General features: G+C 34.3%; 15 protein-coding genes. 6 read left to right on the plus strand and 9 right to left on the minus strand.

Annotation, left to right across the window (positions count from 1 at the left end; translation table 11 throughout):
• Positions 1 to 177 precede the first annotated feature (177 nt).
• Positions 178 to 4830 (minus strand): GEVED domain-containing protein, encoded by a 4653-nt coding sequence (locus AB3G36_RS03005; RefSeq protein ID WP_367755863.1) that lies wholly within the window; start codon positions 4828 to 4830, stop codon positions 178 to 180.
• A gap of 482 nt (positions 4831 to 5312) precedes the next feature.
• Positions 5313 to 8882, minus strand: coding sequence for a T9SS sorting signal type C domain-containing protein (locus tag AB3G36_RS03010; protein WP_367755865.1), 3570 nt, complete (start codon positions 8880 to 8882; stop codon positions 5313 to 5315).
• Positions 8883 to 9169: 287 nt separating this feature from the next.
• Here AB3G36_RS03010 and AB3G36_RS03015 point away from each other — a divergent pair, with 287 nt between their 5' ends.
• Together AB3G36_RS03015 and AB3G36_RS03020 are read left to right on the plus strand one after the other, a co-directional pair.
• Complete coding sequence (locus AB3G36_RS03015; RefSeq protein ID WP_367755867.1) at positions 9170 to 9646, plus strand: regulatory protein RecX; 477 nt, start codon at positions 9170 to 9172, stop codon at positions 9644 to 9646.
• Positions 9647 to 9959: 313 nt separating this feature from the next.
• Positions 9960 to 13406, plus strand: coding sequence for a T9SS sorting signal type C domain-containing protein (locus AB3G36_RS03020; RefSeq protein ID WP_367755869.1), 3447 nt, complete (start codon positions 9960 to 9962; stop codon positions 13404 to 13406).
• A 2-nt stretch (positions 13407 to 13408) separates the two neighbouring features.
• Here the strand turns inward: AB3G36_RS03020 and AB3G36_RS03025 are convergent, their stop codons facing one another.
• From AB3G36_RS03025 to AB3G36_RS03040, 4 genes are all read right to left on the minus strand, one after another.
• Positions 13409 to 14566: a beta-ketoacyl synthase N-terminal-like domain-containing protein gene (locus AB3G36_RS03025; RefSeq protein ID WP_367755871.1), complete on the minus strand. Its 1158-nt coding sequence runs from the start codon at positions 14564 to 14566 to the stop codon at positions 13409 to 13411.
• A gap of 128 nt (positions 14567 to 14694) precedes the next feature.
• A complete protein-coding gene (gene bioA, locus AB3G36_RS03030) occupies positions 14695 to 15966 on the minus strand; it encodes an adenosylmethionine--8-amino-7-oxononanoate transaminase (protein WP_367755873.1) in 1272 nt (423 codons plus the stop codon).
• A gap of 76 nt (positions 15967 to 16042) precedes the next feature.
• A complete protein-coding gene (bioD, locus tag AB3G36_RS03035) occupies positions 16043 to 16660 on the minus strand; it encodes a dethiobiotin synthase (protein ID WP_367755874.1) in 618 nt (205 codons plus the stop codon).
• A 150-nt stretch (positions 16661 to 16810) separates the two neighbouring features.
• The gene (locus tag AB3G36_RS03040) at positions 16811 to 17950 is read right to left on the minus strand and encodes an aminotransferase class I/II-fold pyridoxal phosphate-dependent enzyme (protein WP_367755876.1); all 1140 of its coding nucleotides are present in this window, start codon (positions 17948 to 17950) and stop codon (positions 16811 to 16813) included.
• A 183-nt stretch (positions 17951 to 18133) separates the two neighbouring features.
• Between AB3G36_RS03040 and AB3G36_RS03045 the strand changes: the two genes are divergently transcribed.
• The 4 genes from AB3G36_RS03045 (at position 18134) to AB3G36_RS03060 (ending at position 21874) form a co-directional block, all read left to right on the plus strand.
• Positions 18134 to 18673: a hypothetical protein gene (locus AB3G36_RS03045; RefSeq protein WP_367755878.1), complete on the plus strand. Its 540-nt coding sequence runs from the start codon at positions 18134 to 18136 to the stop codon at positions 18671 to 18673.
• A gap of 308 nt (positions 18674 to 18981) precedes the next feature.
• Positions 18982 to 20109: a hypothetical protein gene (locus AB3G36_RS03050; protein WP_367755880.1), complete on the plus strand. Its 1128-nt coding sequence runs from the start codon at positions 18982 to 18984 to the stop codon at positions 20107 to 20109.
• Between the two features lie 163 nt (positions 20110 to 20272).
• Positions 20273 to 20731, plus strand: coding sequence for a DoxX family membrane protein (locus AB3G36_RS03055; protein WP_367755882.1), 459 nt, complete (start codon positions 20273 to 20275; stop codon positions 20729 to 20731).
• 24 nt (positions 20732 to 20755) lie between these two features.
• A complete protein-coding gene (locus AB3G36_RS03060) occupies positions 20756 to 21874 on the plus strand; it encodes a permease (protein ID WP_367755884.1) in 1119 nt (372 codons plus the stop codon).
• Between the two features lie 292 nt (positions 21875 to 22166).
• On the opposite strand, the gene AB3G36_RS03065 is transcribed toward AB3G36_RS03060, so the two are convergent.
• The 3 genes from AB3G36_RS03065 to AB3G36_RS03075 form a co-directional block, all read right to left on the minus strand.
• Positions 22167 to 22448 carry a F0F1 ATP synthase subunit epsilon gene (locus tag AB3G36_RS03065; RefSeq protein ID WP_367755886.1) on the minus strand — a complete coding sequence of 94 codons (282 nt, stop codon included), beginning with the start codon at positions 22446 to 22448 and terminating at the stop codon, positions 22167 to 22169.
• A gap of 74 nt (positions 22449 to 22522) precedes the next feature.
• Positions 22523 to 24034 (minus strand): F0F1 ATP synthase subunit beta, encoded by a 1512-nt coding sequence (gene atpD, locus AB3G36_RS03070; protein WP_367755888.1) that lies wholly within the window; start codon positions 24032 to 24034, stop codon positions 22523 to 22525.
• A gap of 257 nt (positions 24035 to 24291) precedes the next feature.
• Positions 24292 to 25833 (minus strand): G-D-S-L family lipolytic protein, encoded by a 1542-nt coding sequence (locus AB3G36_RS03075; RefSeq protein WP_367755890.1) that lies wholly within the window; start codon positions 25831 to 25833, stop codon positions 24292 to 24294.
• Positions 25834 to 25865 lie beyond the last annotated feature (32 nt).

Raw genomic sequence — 25865 nt, forward strand, 5'->3', positions numbered from 1 at the left:
AGTAGTATTAAATAATAAAACATACCGCATTAACCAAAAAAAAATGATTTAAATCAAAAGTATGTTCTAACTATTAAATTCAAATAGTAGTCACATCTCATATTCCAAAATTATATTATAAAAAAAACCCATTATGAGTATACATAATGGGTTTCTACATAAATTCTTATTTATAATCTAATACACAATTTTTTTATTTACTGTTTGTCCGTTTTGCAAAACTACTTTCACAATTAGAGCTTGATCAGTAGGACCTAAATTAGGTATCGTATATTCAATATTATCAACTTTTATTTTTTTATAAAGTTGTTTTCCAGAAAAATCATAAACAAATATTTTATCTATAAGATCATCTGAAGATTTAATTGATATTTCTTTGTTTTTATTCGAAATTACGACACCATATTTCAAATTCTCAAAGTCATCTGTTGCTAAAGTTTTATTACTATAACTTAAAATAAAACGCTCATTAAAAATCCCATCTTCTGTTTTAAATAAATAGGGAGAGTTTTTTAAATTATGAGTTATATTAAGTAGTTTGTCTTCTAAAAACACCTCTTTATCAACTAATGCCCCATCTACTTGACCAATCGCAATTTCAAAATCGCCAACAATTGTAGAACTATATCCTAATGGCACCTCATCTTTCACGTCAAACGGTAATGCTCTTCCTTGAATAACTAGATTCTTATCCTGATTAATACTATAAAAATCTAAATATTCATTAGAATCAAAACTTTCTCCATCAAAAGCAGAGTCATATTCATTTGTTGCGTCAGTTATATAACCAATTAGAGTTTGTTTAAAAGCTCCTTGAGTATTAGTTAGATTTAACCAAACACGATCTTTTTCAATAGGCTTTTCTGTTTCGTATTTAGCGTTTTTTATTTTAAAAAATTGTTGATTAATTCCTGAACCGTCAGCTATAGTTGTTCCGGAAAGACGCATTGAATTAGAGAATGTAACTGGGTTAGTACCTAAACTGGTTGTAAAGAACGATTGTCCTGCAGCAATATTACCAGTAGGAACAGTTCCTCCGCTAGTGGCTACTGCACCAGTCCCATTATAGGACGCATAATCATCCGAAGTGTAAGCATAAGCCCCAGAACCTGCGGTTCCGTTTGATATGTTTGAAGCCAATTGAATAGCAGTATTATGTGTCCATATATAAATTGTTCCTTCAATATTTAAATTATTACCCGACAAAAACAGCGCTCCATTTATCGCAGAAGGGTATGGATTCCCTACCAGATTAGAAGTTCCTGTTGGTCCAATTGGTAGGACAATTTTTCCATTATTTGGAACCCCCACAAAAGTGGATTGATAAACCGAGGGCGGTGATGATGAAAACCCTTGGTTTCCATTAATAATGTACCCTTTTCCTGGTTGCATAATCGCTGAAAATTGTTCTCTAGCCCAATTTTCTGGTGTAGCAAAGTCATTATACGAATATGCTAACCCTGATGAATAAGAAGGTGATATATTTAAATTTTGCCCTGTAACTGGCGATGACCAATACGTATAATCCGAATTAATAACCGAAGAAGTATTTCTGATATAATTTATATTTCCAGTATTTACTGAAGCATCATTTACTTGTACTAAACTGGCACTGTTTTCAAAAGTTAATTTTCCAGTACCTAAAACAGTTACCTCATTAACTATTTTCATGGTTCTTCCTGTCTTAATAACTACATTTTTACTTCCAGACACGGTACAAGAACAACCATTTACATCTGCATCTACACTGTAATCTCCTGCAAATATAATTTTATCACTGAGTGTTGGAGCTATTCCACTTGACCATACAGTCCCGTTCCATGAATTTGTACCATTCACCTTTATCATGACTACGGCGGATGTACTACTTAAAGTACATGAAGTTACTGTTCTTCGAAACCAAGTTGTTTGTGTAATGGACCCTGTAGTATAATTGATTGTATTATTAGTACCCGTAGCGGCAGAAAATCCTGTTGTAGCACTTGTGGTACTACTTTCCCAAAGATAAGCATAAGTACCTGTTCCTCCACTTGGTGTAGAACCAGTTAGGGTAGCTTTAGATCCATTACAAATAGGTTCTATATAAGATGCCAAAATATACACTTTCTTTACAGTTCCAACACAGGGATCTCCAAAAACTCCATTGTTGGCAGGAATTGTAGCCGAATTATTTCCTAATAAATACCCTTCCGTTACAGATTGACTAGAGGTAGCATGGCAACTTCCTATAGTGAAATTTGGGGAGGTCCCACTTGGAGTTCCGTAACTTGCGAATGCAACATTCGAAAAATAAGTCCCTGAAGGAGCTGTAAGCAAAGCATTACCACCTTCTGCAGCTGTCGCGCTCACTTGTCCAGAAGTTCCACTACTAAAAGACAAACTATTATTACTTAATGATGGGTTTACCGTCACTGTTGTAGATATACAAGATGTTGAATTACAACTGCCCTCATACCTAACATAATAGGTTGTTGTAATTGTTGGCGAAACACTTATCGTATTTCCTGAACCAACTAATGTCACTCCACAAGATCCTGAGTACCACTTTGCACTCGCTCCACCGCCTAATGTCCCGCCACTAACAGTTAACGAAGTAGAGCTTCCGACGCAAATAGTTGTTGGTGCAGTAATTGTTGTTGGAACAACTGAAGATGTACTTAGTGTTATACTTCCAGCTGCGCTTACATTTCCGCAACCTCCAGTCAATTGAATCGAATAACTATAAGTCCCTGCAGCATCGGTTGGTGTACCGCTTATTGTAATTGTGTTTGATGCCCATACCGCTTTCACACCAGCTGGCAAACCATTAGCTCCAGTAACATTATTATTTAAAATCCCTGTTGCTCCTGTTGTTGTATGCGTAATATTAGTCATACTAGTTCCTGAACAAACAGTTGGGCTTGATGAAGCAGTACTCACAGTATTATTTGAAATCGTTGCTGTACAAACACTCGAATATGAAATCCCTGAACACGGTGAATTTTGAACAACAGCTCTATAATATGTTGTTTGAGTTAAGTTTGAAATATTTATATTATTATTTGTTGTTGCTATTGTTGTTGGAGTTGTTGCAAAATTATCGGTAGAAGATTCCCAACGAATTGGTGTACCTACTTGACTAGACAATCCTATGTTTGCAATATATGTATTAGCACAACCACTTACGTTTGCTGGTACTGTACCTCCAGCACTAGTTTGACTTACAAAAACTGTTGGAGACGTAATAGGCGTCGCTGAACTTCCCGAAGGATCACAGCCATTAGTAGCTCTAACTGAAAAATTTCCATTAACAGCATTTGCTCCAAAAGTTATAACTGCCGATAGTCCATCTGATGCAGGAACAATTGTCCATCCAGTGGCAGTAGTTGCCCATACATAACCTGAGGCACCTGCTAAAGCATTTATAGTGTAAGTTGCCGTAGTATTTTGGCATTGAGAAGTAGAAGGCGTTCCAGACAATGCTGAAGCCCCGCTTGGCGCGCTAGCTATATAAACTGTTCTTGTTGCTGTATATTTAGTACACCCTCCTGAACCTCCTACTGCATATGTAATAACTGCAGTACCAGCCGATTTACCCGTAACTAACCCGCTAGATGCGTTAACAGTAGCAATACCTGTATTACTACTTGACCAGGTTCCTCCAGAAACTGTTGAACTAAACGTAGAAGTTGTTGTCCCGTACGTACATAAGTATTGGGTACCAGACAAGGTGCCTGCACTAGTTGAACATGGTGAGGTTACGGTGACTTGATAATCTTCTGCTTGACCCCAATCAGCTCCACTAAAACATGGGTTGTCAGAATTAGCTGTATAATAAGTTTTTACAACTCTCATCATTGTTGTGCCTAAAATAGCGGTTGAAGGAACAGTTATGTTACTAGATGCTGATATACCATCAGAACCATTTGAATTTGTAATAGTTCCTAAATCATATTTTTCATTAGCATTATTCCCAAAAACGCCATTTTGATCCCAGTCGATATATACTTTAATAAACTCCGTAAAATTCCCGTCGGTATTTCCTTTTACAGAAATAGCATTTGTTGATGAACCTTGCACAACAGAAGCAGATGGAGAACAAAAAATTTCTAAACTAGCACCTCCTAAAGAACTCGTTGTAGTATTATTTATTCCTGCAAAAGTTACATTTGTAATCGGCTCTACATTTTGGTTATAACTAGGAGTACAATAAGTATTCAATGACGAAGTATAGGTAATATTTATTTGACCATTACCTCCATTACCTCCAGCTCTATTAGAACCCCCACCTCTTTCACCACCACCACCACCACCACCGGGAACTCCTCCATCAGAACCATTACTATTATTCTGTCCGACTCCTCCAGCACCTCCATTTGATGCATTTCCACCATTCCCACCTGTATTTCCTCCTCCAGACCCTCCAGATCCTCCAGGTGTATTAGTTGATCCACCAGAAGCTGAACCTCCTGAAGCGCCACTTCCACTATTTCTATTTCCGCCCGAACCTCCATTTGCTGTTAAAGTAGAAAAAATAGAACTCCCCCCATTATTACCATCATTCCCGCTAATTCCCGTACCCCCTGACCCAACAGTATAATTAATAACTTGACCACCAGTTACAGAAAGCACTCTATAGGCATATCCACCTCCACCTCCACCTTCGCCTGCATTGTTATTTGAAGAGGATCCACCTCCTGCTCCTCCTGCTCCCCATACCTTAACTGTTATACTTGAAACATCACATGGTACAGTAAAAGTCCCACTCCCCGGAGTCGTTAGAGTTTGTGTTTGTGTTTGCCCAAAAGAAAATATAGGCAATAATATAAGAAAAAGTAAAATTTTATTCATGTGGTATTTTTTAAAAATTGGGAGCAAATTCTAAATATGATTCTTTCTAAATAGTCCATTTTATTTTTCTAAAAAAAACAAAACCACATAGATTTTAGCAATATCGCTTGTCATTTTATGAATTATAAAATTTAATCGGTAAACCGCATTTAAATCTGATTAAGTACACGTTTTGAATAGCTTGAGTTAAAAATCTCACAAAATAAACATTCAGTGTTTGCTTTTTTTATCAATAAATTTTAAATCCATTAAAATGCAATAAAGAGAGCTCATTATTTTAATTATTATAAACACCAGTTCATTTTGTTGTAAAACAAAACGCGTTTACAACCAACCTCTATTAATACTAATTTTCTAATAAAAACTGGAATCAAAAAATAGTAGTATAAAAAAGTTAATATATAAGTTCAAAAAAAATCTATAAATAAAAATCCCATTTTGTTTACACAAAATGGGATTGAATAAATAGTATTGAAAATAATTTAGTAAATAATTTTTTTATGGATTACTTCTCCTCCTTGCAACCCTACCTTTATCAACAATGTTTGTTTAGTAGAAAGTAAGTTTAGAATAATTAGTTCTTTATTATTTACATTGCTTTTCTTATAAATTTGCCTTCCTAATAAATCATAAATTAATACCGTATCAATATTTTCAACTGATGAATTTATTTTTACTTCTTTATTTTTATTAGAAATTAAAACTCCTTTTTCAATGATATCAAAATTGTCAATTGCCAACGTTTTATTAGTATAACTTAACACAAAACGATCATCAAAGACTCCTTTTCCTGTAGTAAATGTGTAAGAATCTTTTTTTAAATTATGCACAACATTTAGTAGTTTGTCTTCAATAAATACCACTTGATCTTTAAACAAACCGTCAACTTCGTCAATTGCAATCGTAAAATTTCCTTCAATTTCTGATCTATATCCTAATGGCACTTTATCATTATTATCAAACGGTAAAGATCTGCCTTGTATTACAAGCTTTCTATCATTATTGATACTATAAAAATCAAGATATTCATTCCCATCAAAACTATCACCATCATAGCTACTATCAATATCATTCGTTGCCCCTGTAATATAACCTACAAGTAACTGTTTAAATATCCCTTCGGTACTAAACAAATTTAGCCAAACTCTGCTTTTTTCAACTATTTCTGTTGATTTACTAGATTGGAATTTAAAAAACTCCGAATTATTACCCGTAATTGCTCCGACGCCAACACGCATAGTATTAGCAAAAGTAATAGTTCCAGAAGTTTTAGTTGTTACAAAAAAACCTTGTCCTGAACCAATTTTTCCTGAAGGTATTGTAGCATTAAAAGATCCCAGATTAGTTGAACTACCTGCAGCCAATCCCGCTCCTGTACCTGCCCCACCTGTTAAATTATAAGATGCATAATCGTCTCCAGAATAAGCATATACTCCTGAACCAGGACTTGATACATTTGTCCCTATATTTGTATTATGAGTCCAAAAATAAAGAGTACCATCTAATATTGGATTATTTTTTATAAAAGTATCTGCATCTAATGCGGAAGGATATGGATTCCCCAATAAATAAGACGATTCTACAGAAGTAGTAATCGGAATCTGGACACTTCCATTGTTCGGCACCCCAACAAAAGAAGCTTGATATAATCCTGGAGGATTTGGTGCCACATAATTTTGTGGACCTCTAATAATATAACCTATTCCTTTATCCATTGTTTTGGAAGGGCTTTCTTGTACCCAACTATCTGTAGATCCATTAAAAGAGTAGAACTTATCACTAAGTGTATTAGGCGAAACATTGAAAAGTGTTTGTGGTGATACGGGAGAAGACCAATAAGTATAATCCAAATTACTTATAGGACTCGTTAATCTTCGGAACGTTATATTACCTATGTTATTTATACTATTAATTTGAACTAAACTTGCCGTGTCTTCGAAAATTAATGATCCTCCGGAAACTGTGACCCCATTTGTGATTTTTAATGTATGACCTGAATTAATCGTAACAGTACCCGAATTCACTTGGCAAGAACATGCTTCCATATCTCCTGCTATAGTATATGACCCATTAAATATAAGCGCTTGAACACTTGTAGGAGGACCATTTGTCCATGATCCGTTCCAAATAGCAGCTGCTGGAACAGCTATTATGGTAGAATTTTTTACTGGAGAAACACATCCTCCAATATTTTTTATAAATATATTACAAGGCCCAGCTACAAGTCCTAATTTTACGTTACTAGATTGATATGTTAAACCATTGTCAAAACTATAGGTATCACTTGCGCTTTGAACAGTTACAGTTATAGCACCAGTACTTATTGTACAATCGGGTTGTGCTATAGTTATTTGAGGCATTGTTAATAAAGGAAGAAAAGTTAATAATCGGGTTTTTGAAAAACTACTCACACTACAATTTCCACCTGTTCGATTATATACAACATCAACACGGTATTTCGCAGATTCTGTAGGAGTCCCATTAATTATATTCAATGTTGCTGTTGCCGAACCCGAAAAATGAGTTCCATCAACCACATTATTCCAAGTCCCAGATGCGACCTGGCTTTTCCATTGATATGAAACAGGTCCATTTGAAGGATTTGAAATTGTTGCTGTATAGGAATAATTAGACCCATAACAAAGCGTTACATCATTCACCGATTGTGAAGGAGTCAACAAAGGTGAATTTATACCCGTTATTTCGTTTACAGAAAGTGTTGCAATACTTGAAGTTATGCTACAAGTCCCATTTGAAACAACTACCTGAAATTGTGTCCCATTTGGATACTGAGCACTTCCTACATTCGCTAATCGTATTTCATTATTTATTGGTGTATTAGGATAAGTTGTATTAGTTTCTGTTCCTGTAAGCGTAATAAAAGCTGAGTCTGCTGGCTTTTTATATTTCCAAACATAACTAAGATTAGTACCAGTAGCAATGACTTTAAAATTAACCAAGCTACCCTCACAATCCAATTGACTCAATGGTTGAGTTGTAATTAGAGGTAAAGGATTTACTATCACTGATACCGAACCCGTCATCGCTAAAGTACAAGAAGTCGCAGCATTTGTTGCCATGACAGTATAATTACCCGCTATTGTTTTAAGACCAAAACTGATAGCTGATCCAGTCCCCGTAACAACAGTTCCTGTATTAACTCCTCCTATTTGCAATTGATAGTTCACTCCTGAAGTTGAATTAGATAAACCAACCACAACTCCAGTTCCACCTGAACAATAGGATCCTCCACCGGTAACTGCATATGCTGATGGTAACGGATTTACTGTGATAGTAACAGCTGTAGTAAATACCGAATAAAAGGTAGTTCCTTGAACAACCGATTTCGTTCTTCGTTTATAGCTTGTTGTTGAAGATAAAGCAGGTGGGGAATATGTAGCTGCCGTTTCTGAATCTATAGTAACATAGCTACCACTGGCATTCGTTTGCCATTCATAGGTAATTGTCCCAGAACCTGTACCCGGTGTCGTAGAAGTCAATGTTGACGGGGTAACTCCACTACAAATTATTTGTGAAGTTCCGATAGCGCCTGTAGTAACAACATTTATACCTCCAGCAGTCTCAATTTGATCAAATAAGTACAAAGCCCCACCACCTACACAAACCGCATATTGAGTAGTCCCTACAAAAATTTCATCATTATTATTACAACTTCCATTCAAACTAGCTGAACCATTTTGAAGATATAGTGCAACATTTGAAGGTAATCTCAATACAGAATGATCAAAATTAATGTGACCATTAGGAGACGTTACAACAATTAATGACGAATATAAATATATGTCGGCATTTTTATTTAAATCTAATGTCCCAGAAATAGTTATAGTATTTGCATAAATAGGTGTAACATCAAGAGTCACTGTGCTTCCGGAAACAATCGTCACATTATCGGTAGAAGCAGGAACTACACCTCCAACCCAAGTTGACGATGCCGACCAATTACCTCCAGTTGATGTACTCGAAATGTTTGCTCCAAAAGCGGTAATCTGAACTAAGACTAAAAAAAAGGGCAGGAGTAATTTTTTTATCATATTTCCCTAAGTTGTTAATATTTAAAGTAGTGTAATCTCTAAAAAGAAAAAACTTACATATACAAAATAAATTAAAAATAAATTAAACAATACAACAAAGTCGTTAACTTGCACATTAATCCGATATACCATCATTTTTCACACATAAAACGACTAAATACCTTACATACAATTCATTGTAACTTTATTTTTCAATAAATAAATCCCTCTTTAGACAACTAAATTAAATAACTAACTGACTTTTTTTTTAAGTTAGCATTTCAATTTAAAACCTTTAAAAATCCAAAATGAAAGATGTATTTTCCATAAAAGACGCTACAAAAAAAATTGAACATTATTGTGCTTATCAAGAACGTTGTCATGATGAAGTAACGCAAAAATTGAGAAGCATGAAAATGGATCAAGAGGAAATAGGCACTATTATAACTCATCTTATAAATGAAAATTTTCTTAACGAAAGTCGTTTTGCTTGTAGTTTTGCAAGAGGAAAGCACCGAATCAAATATTGGGGAAAGATTAGAATTGTTAACGAATTAAAATTTCGAAATATAACTACCTACAATATTAACCTAGCTCTTAAAGAATTTACACCCGAAGAATATGAAGCCACTTTTCATGTTCTCTCCGAAAGACATTGGGAATCAATTCACGAATCAAATAAATTAAAAAAAAGGAAGAAATTTTGTGACTATTTACTTCGAAAAGGCTTTGAAAGTGATTTGATCTATTCGAAAATCAAAGAATTAGAACAAACTCCAAAATAACTTACTAATTTGCAATTGCTTTTAAAACAAACAGTCAGGAAAAATAAAGGCACCCTCCACAATCGCAAAACTTATATAATTAGTAAAACTAAACCTCAAAATTTATAATTACCCCAAAATTTTAGAAAAACACAGGGTAAAACTCAATTAGAAATGAAATCTAAATAACAAGAAATCTTTTACATATATTTGTAAAACATTTGGTTTGTGAGATTTTTATGTAATTCGTCGACTAAATTTGCTTATTTAAAACCAATTTAGGGTAAAGTCCGTAAATAACATTTAAAGTCCAAAAATATATTCCTAAATAAATATGCATAAACAATTACTATTACTATTCTTTTTTTGTTTATTTATAGAGTCATCAAATGCTCAGTGTACTATAACAGGTAACCAAACTAGTTATGGAGCTAGCGCATGGATAGGTTATGTATATGCGAATACTAACGGTGGAAATCCTCCCAGCAATGCATTCACAACTACTTACCAAGGATTCGTCAATCAACCAGAAATTTTCGATCAGAATTTAGGATCTGGGTCTATTTCAGGAACAAATTTATGTGGTACATATGCTAATAATTTTGCAGTACGGTATAAAATGAATAAAACCATGCCGGCAGGAACTTATAATTTTACCGTTGGTGGTGATGACGGATATCGTTTAAGCATAGATGGTGGAACTACCTATATAATCAACAACTGGAACGACCATGGGTATGTTAGTTCTACAACTTCTGTTTACTTAAGTGGTAATACAAACTTTGTTTTAGAATATTTTGAAACAGGAGGAGATTCAAGAGTATCATTTAACTATACCGTAGATCCTTGTTCTACTGCTCCTACTTCAATTACGGGTAATAACAATATTTGTAATGGATTTGCCACAACCCTTACAGCAACTGGAGGTTCAGCAAATAGCTCCACAACTTACCAATGGGGAACTGGAACTGTAGGTAGTAATATTATTGCAGGACAAACAGCAAGTTCAATAACTGTTACCCCATCCACAAGCACAACCTATTGGGTAAGAAGAATTGATTCTTCTCCATGTAATGTCACAACTGGAGCTGCATCACAATTAGTAACTGTAAATCCAAACCCAGGTGATCAAACCAGTTATGGTAGTAACTCATGGATTGGATATGTTTATGCACCAACAAATACAGGAAATCCACCAAGTAATGCTTTTACAACAAACTACATTGGCTATATAACGCAATCTGAAATGTTTAATTTAGATTTAGTGAATGGTTCCATTTCTGGACCTAATTTGTGCTCCAGTTATGCTGATTATTTTGCTATACGCTTTAAAATGCAAGAAAACCTCGACGCAGGCTATTATACTTTTACGGTTGGAGGGGATGATGGGTATCGTTTAAGTGTTGATGGTGGAGCAACTTTTTTAACTAATTTAAGTGATTGGACTGGTCATGCTTATCAATCAAAAACAGCAACTGTTTATCTAAGTGGAAATACCAATTTTGTCTTAGAGTATTTTGAAAGTGGTGGGCAATCTAGAGTTTCATTCAACTATACCGTCTGTAAAACATCTACAGCTCCTACTTCCATATCGGGAGCAAGTACGCTTTGTACGGGTGAGGGAGGAACAACTTTGATTGCTACTGGAGGAGTCCTAGCCTCAAATTCCGTTTATCAATGGGGAACAGGAAGTACAATAGGAAGCAATGTAATAGCCGGGCAAACAACTGCTAATTACGTAATAAACCCTAGTGTTACAACAACATATTGGACAAGAATAATAGACTGTTCAACTTATAATACGACAGGTATAACAAAAACAATTACTGTCAATACTGGAACCACAGCAGGTACATTAAGTTCAACCGCAACAACGATTTGTAAAAATACTAGTCCAAACCCGATAACAATAGTGGGGAATGTAGGAAGTATTACCAAATGGCAATATGCAAATGACAATGCTTTTACTAGTGGAGTTACCGATATAGCATCAACCGCAACTACATTAACTAGTGCGCTAATGGGAAATATTAGTGCAACACGATATTACAGAGCAGTTGTTCAAAGCGGGTCTTGTCCTATAAAAAATACAGTTCCTATTGCAATTACAGTTCCTGCTTCATTAACCTACTCCAATGGTGCTTGGAATGGTACGCCTAATGCAACAACTCCGGTAGTAATATCAGATAATTTGACCTTAACTAATGATTTAAGTGTGTGTTCCTGTCAAGTTTCAAATGGATATACTTTAACGGTTGAATCTGATAAAAATTTAATAATACAAACTACTTTAACCGTTGACACTAATTCAAACTTAATTGTAAAAAACAACGGAAGTATTGTTCAAGCTAAAGACAACTATACTAATTCTGGGGATATCACCTACATCCGTTCTACAACTCCTATAGATAAATTTGATTATACCTACTGGTCAACACCCGTTTCTCCTCAAACATTATTGAAGCTTTCACCAAATACTGCAGGCGGTAAATTCTATTCATTTAATGAAGCTATAGATGATTGGAAACAAGAGGATAATTCTATTACAATGGTAAATGGAAAAGGCTATATTATACGTGGTCCTCAAGACTATGTTTCACCACAACCATTGAGTGTTTTTGATGGAATATTTAAAGGAGTACCTAATAATGGTGTCATCACCATTGGAATTGGTATAGCTGGAAATTCAAACCTATTGGGTAATCCATATCCATCAGCATTGGATGCTAGCTCATTTTTAACAGCTAATAGCAGTTTATTAGAAGGAACAATTTATTTATGGACACATAATACTGATATTTCATTGAATACACCTAATCCAGGATCAGGAACATATGCCTACTCATCAGATGATTATGCTTCTTATAATTTGACTGGAGGAGTTGGTACTGCCAAAGCAATTAGTTCTACAAACTCAGGTGCAGTAAATGCAAATATTCCTACTGGAAAAATTGCTTCTGGTCAAGCTTTTTTTACCACCAGTAAAGCGATTGGTACCGCCACTTTTAACAATACTATGCGAGTGGGAGCTAATGGAATAACTGGAACGAATAATCAGTTTTTTAAATTTAGCTCAAATTCAAAAACAACTGATAATAAATCCATTGAGAAAAATAGATTATGGCTTGACTTATATAATGATCAAGGGGCTTTTAAACAAACTTTAATTGGATATGTAACTGATGCTACTGATGCTTATGATGATTCATTTGATGGCGAAAGTTTTGATGGAAATCAATTTGTCGATTTTTACAGTATCAATGAAGACAAGGTTTTAACAATACAAGGGCGTGCTTTACCATTTAAAGATACTGATATAGTACCTATTGGATATACAACCGTTATTGATGGTGATTTTAGCATCGGTATAGACCAAGTTGATGGTGATTTTACAACTCAAGTGGTTTACTTAGAAGATAAATTACTCGATATTACTCATAACTTAACAGAAAAACCATATGATTTCACAACAGAAAAAGGTGTTTTTAATGACCGATTTGAAATAAAATACACTAATAAAACATTAGGAACCGATACCTTTACTCCATCAAACAGTAATTTTGCAGTTTATAAAAAAGGGAAACAAATTAAACTAGATTCACAAACTAAGCTAATTCAATCAGTACAAATATTTAATATAAGTGGAAAGTTAATTTACAGTCAAAAAGAAATTAACAATTTAAAATTCAGTACGACCGATTTAAGTATCAATAACCAAGTTGTTATTGTAAAAACAACATTAGAGGACAAGGAAATTATAACAACCAAAGTAATCTTATAAAGTTAAGAACTGGTTAAAAGGATACTTACCGCATTACCGCCAAAACCAACTGCATTCACTAATACTTTTTTAATGGATTTAGTTGGTTTTTGTGCTTTTGCAAAAGGGACTCCAATGAACCTATTGTGTTGCATCATAAGGATTGCCAACTCTAAACTTAATAAGCCCGAAGCGCCAAAAGTATGCCCTATTTTCCATTTGTTTGATGTAAGTAAGGGAAGAGTTGAACCAAAAACTTTTTGAATGGCAAGATATTCTGTCAAATCTCCTTTTATAGTTCCTGGAGCATGCATTACAATCACATCAACATCGGAAAGTTTAGTCTCTTTCAATGCCATTTTCATTGATTTTTGAAAACAAGTGGCTTCTGCCGAAATAGAAATATTATGTTCCAGTAATTCTGTAGCATACCCTACACCTTCAATATAAGCCAAGGCATTCTCTTTTTTTCCAATTTCTAGACAGCAAACCCCTGCACCTTCACCCAGAATCATCGTGTTTTGAGTTTTCTCTAAGTCCAGCGCACGATTAGGATACACATCATCATTTCGAGAATAAATTTTTAGTGCTCTCATTTGAGCAATCGTAAAATCAGTTAAGGGAGCTTCACTTCCTCCAACTAGAAACTTATCTACCATTCCTGATTTTAACCAAGCCACTCCATTCAATATAGCATGCAACGCAGTAGAACAAGTGATTGAATGCGAAATTTCAGGGCCTGTACTTTGTAAGTCGTGAGCAACCCAGGAAGAAATATTTCCTAAAGTTGTTGTAGGCGAAGCCAATGTTTGCGCTTTTCCCGTTTCTAAGTATTCTTTATAGTGTTTTTCGAATAAATCAGTGGCTCCTCGCGAAGAACCAATATTGATCCCGAAAACGGCTTCTTTCTCCCATCCAGCATTTACAATTGCTTTTCGAGATGCAGCCATTGCGTATAAAACTGAATTGTCTAATGATTTATATTTATTATCCGATTCTCTCAATGCTTCTATTTCTTGCACTGAATCGGGATCTAAGGGCGCTATAAATGTCGCCATTTTATCTAATTCTTTTTTTACGAAAAAATGTTTTTCTTGAAGATAGTTTTTCCAGATTTTTACGGAATCATTTCCTAGTGGAGAAACAGATGAAAGTGCAGTGATGGATATTATTTGAGACAAGATGCTATTGATTTAACCACAAAGGTCGCAAAGTTTTTCTCAAAGCGCACTAGCATTGAAGCTGAAATAACAACTTTGCGAATCTTTGTGATTCCTTTTGATATTTAGGAAAATTATTTTCTAAAAATTTAAACTATTTCTAGAGCATCTTCGACTACTTGATATATTTTTTGCAATTGGATATTGGAAATAATGTATGGTGGCAAAATGTAAACAATATTCCCTACGGGACGTAAAATCACTCCATTTTCAATAAAAAAATCATAGAGTTTGTTTCGCATACTTCCATAGTAACTTGCTGCACCGTCTGTTTTTATCTCTAAAGCAAAAATAGTTCCTAAAACTCGGGTAGTCTCCACTTTCGGATGCTGCTTGATTTTGTTTTGAAAAGCAAGATGACTTGTATTCACTCGAACTAAATTAGCCTGCATTTCGGAAGTAGTTAACAATTCTAAACTAGCCAACGCTGCTGCACAACCTGTAGGGTTTGCGGTAAATGTATGTCCGTGAAATAATGCCTTATTAATATCTTCGTCATAAAAAGCGTCAAAAATAGCTGAAGTAAAAGTGGTAATCGCCATAGGAATTGTACCTCCTGTCAAGGCTTTTGACAAGCACATCATATCTGGATTTTCCTTAAGATAATCCATAGCAAAGTTTTTTCCTGTTTTTCCAAAACCAGTCATCACTTCATCGGCAATAGTCAATACATTATTTTCTTGGCAAATTTTGATTAATTGATCTAATGTTTCTGGTTCGTACATCACCATTCCAGCTGCTCCTTGAACTAAGGGTTCAAAAATAAAGCCGGCACAATTATTATTATTTATTTGAGTTTTTAACGCCTCATAACTTTCTTGCTCTTTCCCTTTTACTGGTACCGGAATCCGAACTACATCAATGAACATCCCTTCAAAGGCCTGAGTATAAAACGAAATTCCGCTTGCTGCCATGGCTGCAAAAGTATCGCCGTGAAAAGCATTTTCGAAAGCAATAATGGTAGTTCGCTTTTCTCCTTTGTTGAAAAAAAACTGCAGTGCCACTTTTATAGCTACTTCAACTGCAGTAGAACCATTATCCGAGAAAAATATTTTTTGCTGATTATCTGGTAAAATTTCGATTAACCTTTCCCCAAGAACAATTGCGGGCTCATGCGTAAAACCACCAAATAGGACATGCTCTAATGTGGTGAGTTGTTTATATATCGCATCGGCAATGAATTTATTACTATGCCCATAAGGATTTACCCACCAAGAAGCGATGGCATCTATATATTCTTTTTCATTTTCGTCCCAAAGCAAAGCACCTTCTCCTCTTTTTATAGCAATAGGAAGTGCTGCCGTTTTGTGTTGTGTATAAGGATGCCAAAGATATTGGCGGTCTCTTTCGGTTAAAGTCATTTTGCAAAGATAAAAGAAGTGAGAGACAAGAAGCAAGAAAACCTTTGAAATCTAGTTTGTTTATTCCCACTTGCACTTATAATTTTAGTAAATTTTCTCTAAATTGATCAGCATATTCTCGGATTACATTTTGATCAAAATAAGGTTCTTGCTCAATTCTTCCAATACATTTCACTCCTGTCTTATGGAGAATAATAGATTCTGTCGCTTTGTTTTCTTCGCCACTAAAGATAATTCCAGCAATAGCAATTTTACGATTTTTCAAAGCTTCGATTGTCAATAACGTATGATTAATACTTCCTAAATAATGTCTAGACACTACAATTACTTTGTAATCAGGTTGAATTAAATCAATGATACAGTCATCATTATTTATGGGTACAAAAAGCCCTCCAGCTCCTTCAATAACCAAATGATTTGAAGTTTCAGGTACTGTAATTTTAGTTAAGTCAATGGTAATTCCATCAATTTCAGCCGCAAGATGCGGACTTGCTGGCGTATTTAATTGATAACTATTGGGATGAATTACCGTTTTACAATTTCTAATAAAAGACTGTATTTTATGACTGTCTGAATTTTCTAGATCACCCGCTTGGATGGGTTTCCAATAATCTGCTTCTAGCGCTTCGGTTATGATGGATGATGCAATTGTTTTTCCTACATCGGTTCCAATTCCTGTAATAAATAGTTTCATATAAATTAGGCCACTGATAATAATGATTAAACGAATTTTTTGGTTTCATAAAGATACACGGAGAAAAAAGAAGGTACACAAAGAATTAGTGTGTTAATTTTTTTCCAATTATCCTCCGTTTTTAATTTTAAAACTTTGTGTAAAACTGAGCTAAAACACAAAGGTACCCAACAAACTTAATACTTCTGATATTTCTTCTTTAGAATTAAAATTATGCAAACAAAAACGGAGTCGCTCCTGCCCTTCTGGAACTGTAGGTGACAAAATTGCTTTTATATCAAAACCCTTTTCTTGAAATTGTTTAGCAATTGACTTTACTTTTTCATTTCCTGGAATAATAGCGGATTGTATAGCTGATTTAGAATGTACAAAAAGAGGTTTTAAGCCTAATAAAATCTTTTGTTGATTAAATTGAATTATATTTTCACGGAGATTATTGATGTTTTCTTGATTATTTTCCAAAAATTGATAGGCCATTAAAATAGTAGCGACGGAGTGAGGAGAAAGTCCTGTCGTGTAAATAAAACTTCTAGCAAAATTGACCAAATAGTCTTTTAATTCTGGAGACCCTAAAACTGCAGCTCCATGACAACCCAATCCTTTTCCAAAGGTCATAATTCGGGCAAAAACGGCATCTTGTAAATTAAGCATTTGAACTAATCCCTCCCCTTTTTCACCAAAAACTCCTAAAGCATGCGCCTCATCAACAATCAAAAGACAATCGTACTTATTTGAAATTTGCACTAATTCTTCCAGATTTGGCGCATCTCCATCCATAGAAAAAACACTCTCGGTAACAATATAAATGGTAGTATTTTGATTTCGAAGAATTAATCTTTCTAAATCTTCAAAATCATTATGATCGAATTTATATGCTTTAGCATGAGATAATTGTATACCATCCCGAATGGAGGCATGGCATAATTCATCATAAAGTATTAAATCCCCCTTTTGCGGAAGCGAACTAAAAAAGCCCACATTGGCATCATAGCCCGAATTAAAGATTAAAGCCGATTCGGATTTATGGAATTGAGCAATATAATCCTCGGCTTGTTGATATACTTTATGATTTCCTGATAACAATCTAGAACCAGTTGCTCCATTATGAATTTCATTGTTATCAATTAAAAATTGATGGGTTTTATGGAAAATAGTATCCGATTGTGATAATCCAAGATAATCATTGGATGCAAAATCTATTAATCCTTTGCCAATTGGCAATTGCCTCAATGCATTATTTTGCAAACGGCTTTCCAGTTTATCAGATAATTTTTTTGGAAGTTGAATCATAGGCAACAAAAATAAACAACTTTTTAGGATTATAAATTGCGCGTTTAATTAATAACCAATTTCCTTAATGAATTAACAAACATAAAGTCGTTTTAACTGTTATTTAGCATTAAAATTACATTATGTGAAATAAAAATAAAAAAAATATTCAAATGTAAAATAGTTTTTATATTTTCGAAGCCTATGAAACGAATTGCATCCTTATTCTTATTAGTATCATTGTTTTACAATGTACTGGGATACTATTTAATGTTTGCTTATCAAGACGAGCAAGCATGGGTTTCTGCTATAGAAAAAACGCCCGATTCCGAGTTTCAAGTTATAGAACTAAACGCAACTTTATATTCATTTATTGAAGACACTGATTTTGAATATGTAAATGAGAATGTTGTAATTGAGAATAAAAGTTACCATATTTTCAAAAAAAGGATTCAAAATAACATCCTTAGCTTGTACTATTTAAGAAATTCCTATGGAGATGTCATTGGAAAAGATTTAAAAGACATAGTCAACAATCAATTATTTGACAGTACCCCTTCTAAAAACTCCCCAATAAAAAAATTATTAAAGACGTTTCTTCAAGATTATATCCCTAACACAACTGTATGTGTTCATTTTTCTCCAAACTCAGATCAAGACTCAAAGAAACTTTCTGGGTATCTTAATCTGGATTTAAACTCAGGCTACTTGTCCACACTGTATACGCCCCCTAAATTAGTTTAATTTTTTCTGCATTTTTAGCAGCATCATTACATGCTGTTAGAGAACTTGTATAACTTATAATTGGGATAGTACCCTATTGTAATTATACTGGTTACTACATTCTATTAGTTTTAGCAATTTGCAAACCTAGTTCATGGTTTATCAACTTTTCAATGCTTTTTGTTGTCCAAATTAGGTCAACAATAAAAAGGCATTCAAGGGGGGGCTCATTTGTTATAGCAACATAACTTGTATTTCAAAAAAACTATTGGTTAATGGTTGTTTTTCACCATTAACTAAAAGCAAACTAACCAATTAAAACGTAAAAGATGAAAAAATCATATTCATTACACAGTGCCTTTATTATTATTTTATTTATTTCTAATTTATTTCTTACTCAAAAAACCAATGCTCAAGGTTGCGTTGCCATTAAAGGAAACGCTACAAGTTGCATGATGGTTCATCCAGATAGCACTAATGTAGGGCAATGGCAATTTACAACTAGCGGCCGTTATTTTAAGTCTTTTAGACATTTCTCTGGAACTACTGAAAACAAAGACCGATTAATTCAAGGAACAGAAGTCATCAATTACTCCTCCATCGTTAATCTTTCATTGACTCGAATAATCGACAATCGCTGGTCAGCAATGGTAGACATCCCAATTTTAAATAATGTTCGTTCTTCATTATATGAACATGGACTTGTGAATGGGGTCTATGTTAAAAAAGAAAGAAATACGACTAGCTCATTTGGAATAGGTGACATTCGATTTGCAGTATACAGATGGTTATTAGACCCTAATAAAAATAAAAAAATAAATGTTCAACTAGGACTAGGACTTAAACTAGCAACTGGAGATTATAATTACAAAGACTATTGGCATAATGTAGGTCCTAATGGCACCAATGAGTTGCGTCCTGTTGACCAATCAATTCAACTAGGCGATGGTGGTACTGGAATTACATTAGAATTAAATACTTTCTATAATTTCACAGACAATTTTGGCATGTATGGTAACTTCTATTACTTGAGCAATCCTAGAGAACAAAACGGAACAAGAACTTATAGAGAAACTTTATCTCCAAGATTAGCAAATGAAGCCATCTCAAGTGTACCTGATCAATACATGGCGAGAGCAGGTTTCAACTACTCATTTAACCACATCCATGGATTAACATTAGCAGCTGGTGCAAGAGTAGAAGGAATTCCTGTATATGACATCATAGGTGGCAGTGGGGATTTTCGTCGACCAGGCTACATTTGGTCAGTTGAACCATCTGTAAATTATGAATACAAAAAGGTTGTTTTATTTGCATCGGTACCATTTGCAGTAGCAAGAAATCGCACACAAAGCGTAACAGATAAACAAAATTCAGCTACAACGGGCACTCATGTTCAAGGAGATGCAGCATTTGCTGATTATACAATCAATGTAGGACTATCAACTAGATTTTAACGAAAAGCGACGGACTATTAATTTGTCTACTGTACTATTTTAGTAAAATTAATAGTCCGTTTTTAATTTTTTTCAATTAATACAATTGCCCAATTACCACTTCATTTATTATTACTAAAATGAAGACAAAACCGAAACTTTACAATTTCAAAAAAAAAATACTATGGAAGCTACTTTCAACTCTTTATATTTTTCATTTAGCACTAAAATGGAAAAACACAGCATTACCTTAATGCGCATTGCTCTTGCTATTGTTTACATTTGGTTTGGTGCTTTGAAAATTTTCGGAATGAGCCCCGCAGGAGAACTCGTAGAAGAAACTGTATATTGGTTTAGACCAGAAATATTTGTCCCCATTTTAGGAATTTGCGAAGTACTGATTGGCCTTGGCTTACTTGTAAAACGCCTCATTCCATATACCATTTTACTGTTATTATTACACATGTGCGCCACCTTATTTCCTGTGTTTATATTACAAAAAGTTTGTTTTGATGCTTTTCCTTACTGCCCTACTTTAGTGGGTCAATACATCATAAAAAATGTAGTTTTAATTGCTGGTGCACTAGTTGTTGCGGGAAAATACAACCCCAATAAATACAAAAAAACTAAAATGATATCTTAACAACTTTTTATTAATAGCTAAAAAATGACAACTACTACTTCATATACAAACAAAGAAAACATCCTTAAACTAATTCTATTAGTTAGTTTTCTTGCGCTATTTTTAAGCGCAAGCCGTTTTCAAGCTGAATTTAAAAAAGTAATCTGCATCGAAGGGAAATGCGATAAACCACACGAACATGGTCAATTAGGGTATCATGAACGATTTCATATCGATACAAATGATAATTTTGCAATTGCAACTATAAAAGGGGTTGCCAATTTCTGGGAAGCAAATGCCACTGGAATGACCTTCGCAATTATTATAGGTGGCGCTGCTTTATCATTACTATTGTCTTGGAAAAAATTTGAAGAATTAATACAGTTAAAAGGAATAAAAGGAGCCGCTATAGGAAGTGTTTTTGGAATGCCTTTAAATATGTGTGCCAACTGTTCTGCTGTTACTAGTGTTAGTGTAACTTCACAAAAAGGAAGTACCGAAGCTACGCTTGGAATCATCCTTGGAGGCGCATTGCTTAACATCATTGGGATAGTAACTATGTTTGGCATTTTTAATCCTGCTATTGTTATTTCAAGAATTATTTTTAGCATAATAATGATATTGTTCGTAATTCCTCAAATATCAAAATTAATAACTAAAAAAGAAGCTATTCCAGTAAAGAGTGAGGTATTCGAAAAAATATCTTGTTATTTTCCAGAAAAATCAATAGTACAAACTTTAATAAAAGCAACCGAAGATTGGTTAATTGCTGTAGGAACTATTGCATACAAATTAATTCCATTAATGATTGTTGGAACAATATTTACGGCGCTTTTTAGAGCCTTTTTCCCAAACGAGGTGCTACATACTATCTTGGCTTTAAATCCAATTGTAATCTTGATAATTGTTTCTTTTATAGGAACAATGTTATCCGTTCCTGTATTATTCGAAATTTTATTGGGTACTATATTATTGCAACTTGGTTTTACGAATGGCGTAATTGCAGCAATGCTATTTACCGCTCCTTCTTATGGGCTCTTCACAGTAGTATTAACAAAAGAAAAATTAGGAGGCTATCAAATTCCTGCATTATTGATTGGAATTACTTTTCTTTTTGGAATCGTAACAGGATTATTAGCGGATTACTTAACTCTATTATTTTAAATCATGAAAAAACCTATCATCGGAATCATATTGTTTCTATTGCAAATTAGCTTGGCCTTATTTTACAACAACACATTTGATCTAAAATTCATTTTTGGACTTGCGATTATATCAACTTTATATCTTTTATATAAGCTTATAAAAAATAAACAAAACGCAATATAACATTTGTAATTACACCGTTTATAAGCGAAAAAAATAAAGTCAAAAATAGAGTTGAAAAAACAATTTACTGCATAAAAAAAACGCCTAACAAATAGCTAGGCGTTTTTTATATAAATTTAAGATTGCACTAATCAACTAATACAATTACTTTATTATCTTTCATTTCAATAGTTCCAGAAGAAATAGCCAACGTATAATTCTGATCGTTTACTTTCGAGAATAAACCTGCTGTTTCTTTATTAAACTTAAAATCCGGTGCTGTAATGTTTACAGTTCCTTTTTGAAGCAACGAAACTATTGGAGCGTGATTATTTAAAATTTGAAAACTTCCATCAACACCAGGTACAGATATTGAAGTTATTTCTCCTTTGAACAATGATGCTTCTGGTGATACTATTTCTAAAATCATTTTTTATTTATTTTAAATTTTAAATTTTAGATTTTAAATTAATTTATAATTCAAAATTCAACATTCAAAATAGATTATGCTTCTGCCAACATTTTTTCTCCTGCTTCAATAGCTTCTTCAATAGTACCTTTAAGGTTAAAAGCTGATTCTGGTAAGTGATCTAATTCACCGTCAATAATCATATTAAATCCTTTGATAGTATCTTTGATATCAACTAACACACCTTTCAATCCTGTAAATTGCTCAGCAACGTGGAAAGGTTGAGATAAGAAACGTTGCACGCGACGTGCTCTAGAAACGGCTAATTTATCTTCTTCAGATAATTCTTCCATACCTAGAATCGCAATAATATCTTGTAGTTGTTTGTATTTTTGAAGAATCTCTTTTACTCTTTGTGCACAATCGTAGTGCTCATTTCCTAAAATTTGAGGAGTTAAGATACGAGAAGTAGAATCCAATGGATCTACCGCTGGATAAATACCTAACTCAGCAATTTTACGAGACAATACTGTTGTTGCATCAAGGTGAGCAAACGTTGTTGCTGGTGCTGGATCCGTTAAATCATCTGCAGGTACGTAAACCGCTTGTACAGATGTAATAGATCCTTTGTTTGTAGATGTGATACGCTCTTGCATCGCTCCCATTTCTGTAGCTAATGTTGGTTGGTATCCTACCGCAGATGGCATACGACCTAAAAGTGCCGATACCTCAGATCCCGCTTGTGTAAAACGGAAGATATTATCCACGAAGAACAATACATCTTTTCCTTGGTCAGTTCCAGCTCCGTCACGGAAATATTCCGCAATAGATAATCCAGAAAGTGCTACACGAGCACGAGCTCCTGGTGGCTCATTCATTTGTCCGAAAACGAAAGTAGCTTTAGACTCTCTCATTCCTGGTAAATCAACTTTAGATAAATCCCATCCTCCATTTTCCATAGAGTGCATGAATTCATCCCCGTATTTTATAATTCCTGACTCTAACATCTCACGAAGTAAGTCATTTCCTTCACGTGTTCTTTCTCCTACTCCTGCGAATACTGAAAGTCCACCGTGACCTTTTGCTATATTGTTAATCAACTCTTGGATCAATACTGTTTTACCAACACCTGCACCACCAAACAATCCAATTTTACCCCCTTTTGAGTAAGGCTCAATTAAATCGATTACTTTAATACCTGTGAATAAAACTTCTGATGAAGTTGATAAATCCTCGAATCTTGGAGCTTGACGGTGAATTGACATTCCGTTTACACCCGTTTTTGGCAATTCAGGTAAACCATCAATTGCATCACCAATTACATTGAACAAACGTCCGTAAACATCTGCACCAATTGGCATTTGAATTGGATTTCCTGTCCCAACTACTTCATAACCTCTACTCAAACCATCTGTTGAGTCCATCGAAATGGTACGAACTGTGTTTTCACCAATGTGAGATTGTACTTCAAGTACTAATAAAGTACCATCTTTTTTTGTGATTTCTAATGAATCATAAATTTTTGGAAGTTCAACATCTTTACCGTTGAAAACTACATCAACTACTGGACCAATGATTTGCGCAACTTTTCCTATTACTTTTGACATTACTTATGTATTTATTAAATAGCTATTTAGGTTTATGAAATACCACCAACCGAAATTTACCGATTAGATACTTTTTTCAGAGTGCAAAGATAATTTTTTAAAATAAAAAATCAACACCTTTTCGCATAAAAACATTAAAAAATTAATGGATAACTTAAAATCAAGTTTAAAACCCTCAAAATATCCGAATATACTAAAAATAAAAACCACCACGTTTTAAAAACGGGTGGCTCTATTTTTTTAATCTTACTACAAATTTATTGAATTACTTTTGGATAAATTATTGGATAAAGACCTAAATCAATCTTCTTCAAAGTGGCAGAATATTTAACATTTATAGCATCACTAAAAGCATTTGCTATCAATGCATATCCTCTAGGACCAGGATGTACTCCATCAAGAGAAAAAGCCCCACCTGTCACATAAGTTGATGTTAGTGTAAAACTATTACTTACAATACCTCCTGTTGACAACTGAGTCATTATTGTCTTTGTATCTACAAATGCCAAACCTTTTGAATCCGCAATTGCTTTTATCGTTACATTATAAGCATCTGTAGCCGTTTTAATCATCGCAACTTCTGTTGGAATTAATACATCTTTATCTTGTAAAGGATATGTTATCCCAAATTTATTTAAAGGAGCTGGAATTCCAGCTGGAGCAGTACCAATTACAGATTGGGTTGGCAAGACAACTAAATCATTTGCATTTGCTTGACGAGCTTGTCCAAAAACACTTCCATAAAAAGTAGCGGTAGCCACTCCTAATGTAGGTGTGAATGCTGCAGTTAATTGAGCTGATAAGTTCGTTAAAGACTCATCTTTTATCAATAATGGATTTGAAGCCGTCGTAGATAATAAATTTATTCTATCACCTGCACCAAAAGCAGTTAAAGCTGCTTTCAATGGCCCATACAATTGCGCATTAAGTGCCCCAATTGTAGCGTCCCCAACAGCAGTACTTCCACTACCAAGAAGTTTTGAAGTTAAAGGATTATAAGGAACCGTTGTAAAATAAGGTAGCGTTGTAATATAAGGTAAGTTAGCGACAACCCCTTTTGCCCCATTAGCAGTTAGATTAGTAACTAATCCTGAGTATACACTTGCAAAAACATTAGGGTCAGTAATATCATTACTACCATAAGTAGCCGGATTCAAATTTCCCGTTTGATCCACACCAACACCTCCAGAAGTTGCAAAACCCAATACATCATTACCTCCAATCCATAAAGAAAAGAAAGTTGGTGCTTGAACTAAGGCGTCCGCTAATACAGTAGTTCCAGCTGCAGTTGAAAATCTTGCAAAATAAGGATTTGCTGCACCTATAGCTACACCGGCAACATTTCCGTATCCAGGTGCAACTAAATGGTAACTTTTAGCCCCAGGAACACCTAAATTATTAAAAGGGCCAGTTAAGTGAGTTGTCACTTCAGTTGTTGGAACACCATCAACAGAAACTGGACCAACACCATTAAAATACAAACGAACTCCGGCAATAACATTACCTCCTAGAAGTAATCCACCGATATTATCAGAAGTATAAGGCGTTTTGAATTCCCCTCCACCTGCTTCAACGAACTGTTGCGCTAATAGATTAACATAAGAACCTTCTTGTCCTTTTTTGAAAAGCGCACCATCACTATAGCCCGCAGCAAATGAATCGCCCAATGCCACATATTTTGCAAAACTTGCCGAGCCTGAAGTTGCAGGTACTTCAACAGGAGTCGTATTTGAATCGTCACTATTACATGCCACAAAGGTCAACGAAACCAATAGTAGCCATTTGAAATTTTTTATCATTGTTTAAGTCTTTTTTTTATTAATGAATACTA

This window comes from Flavobacterium sp. WC2430, from assembly GCF_040822075.1.
In the GTDB taxonomy this organism is placed as follows: domain Bacteria; phylum Bacteroidota; class Bacteroidia; order Flavobacteriales; family Flavobacteriaceae; genus Flavobacterium.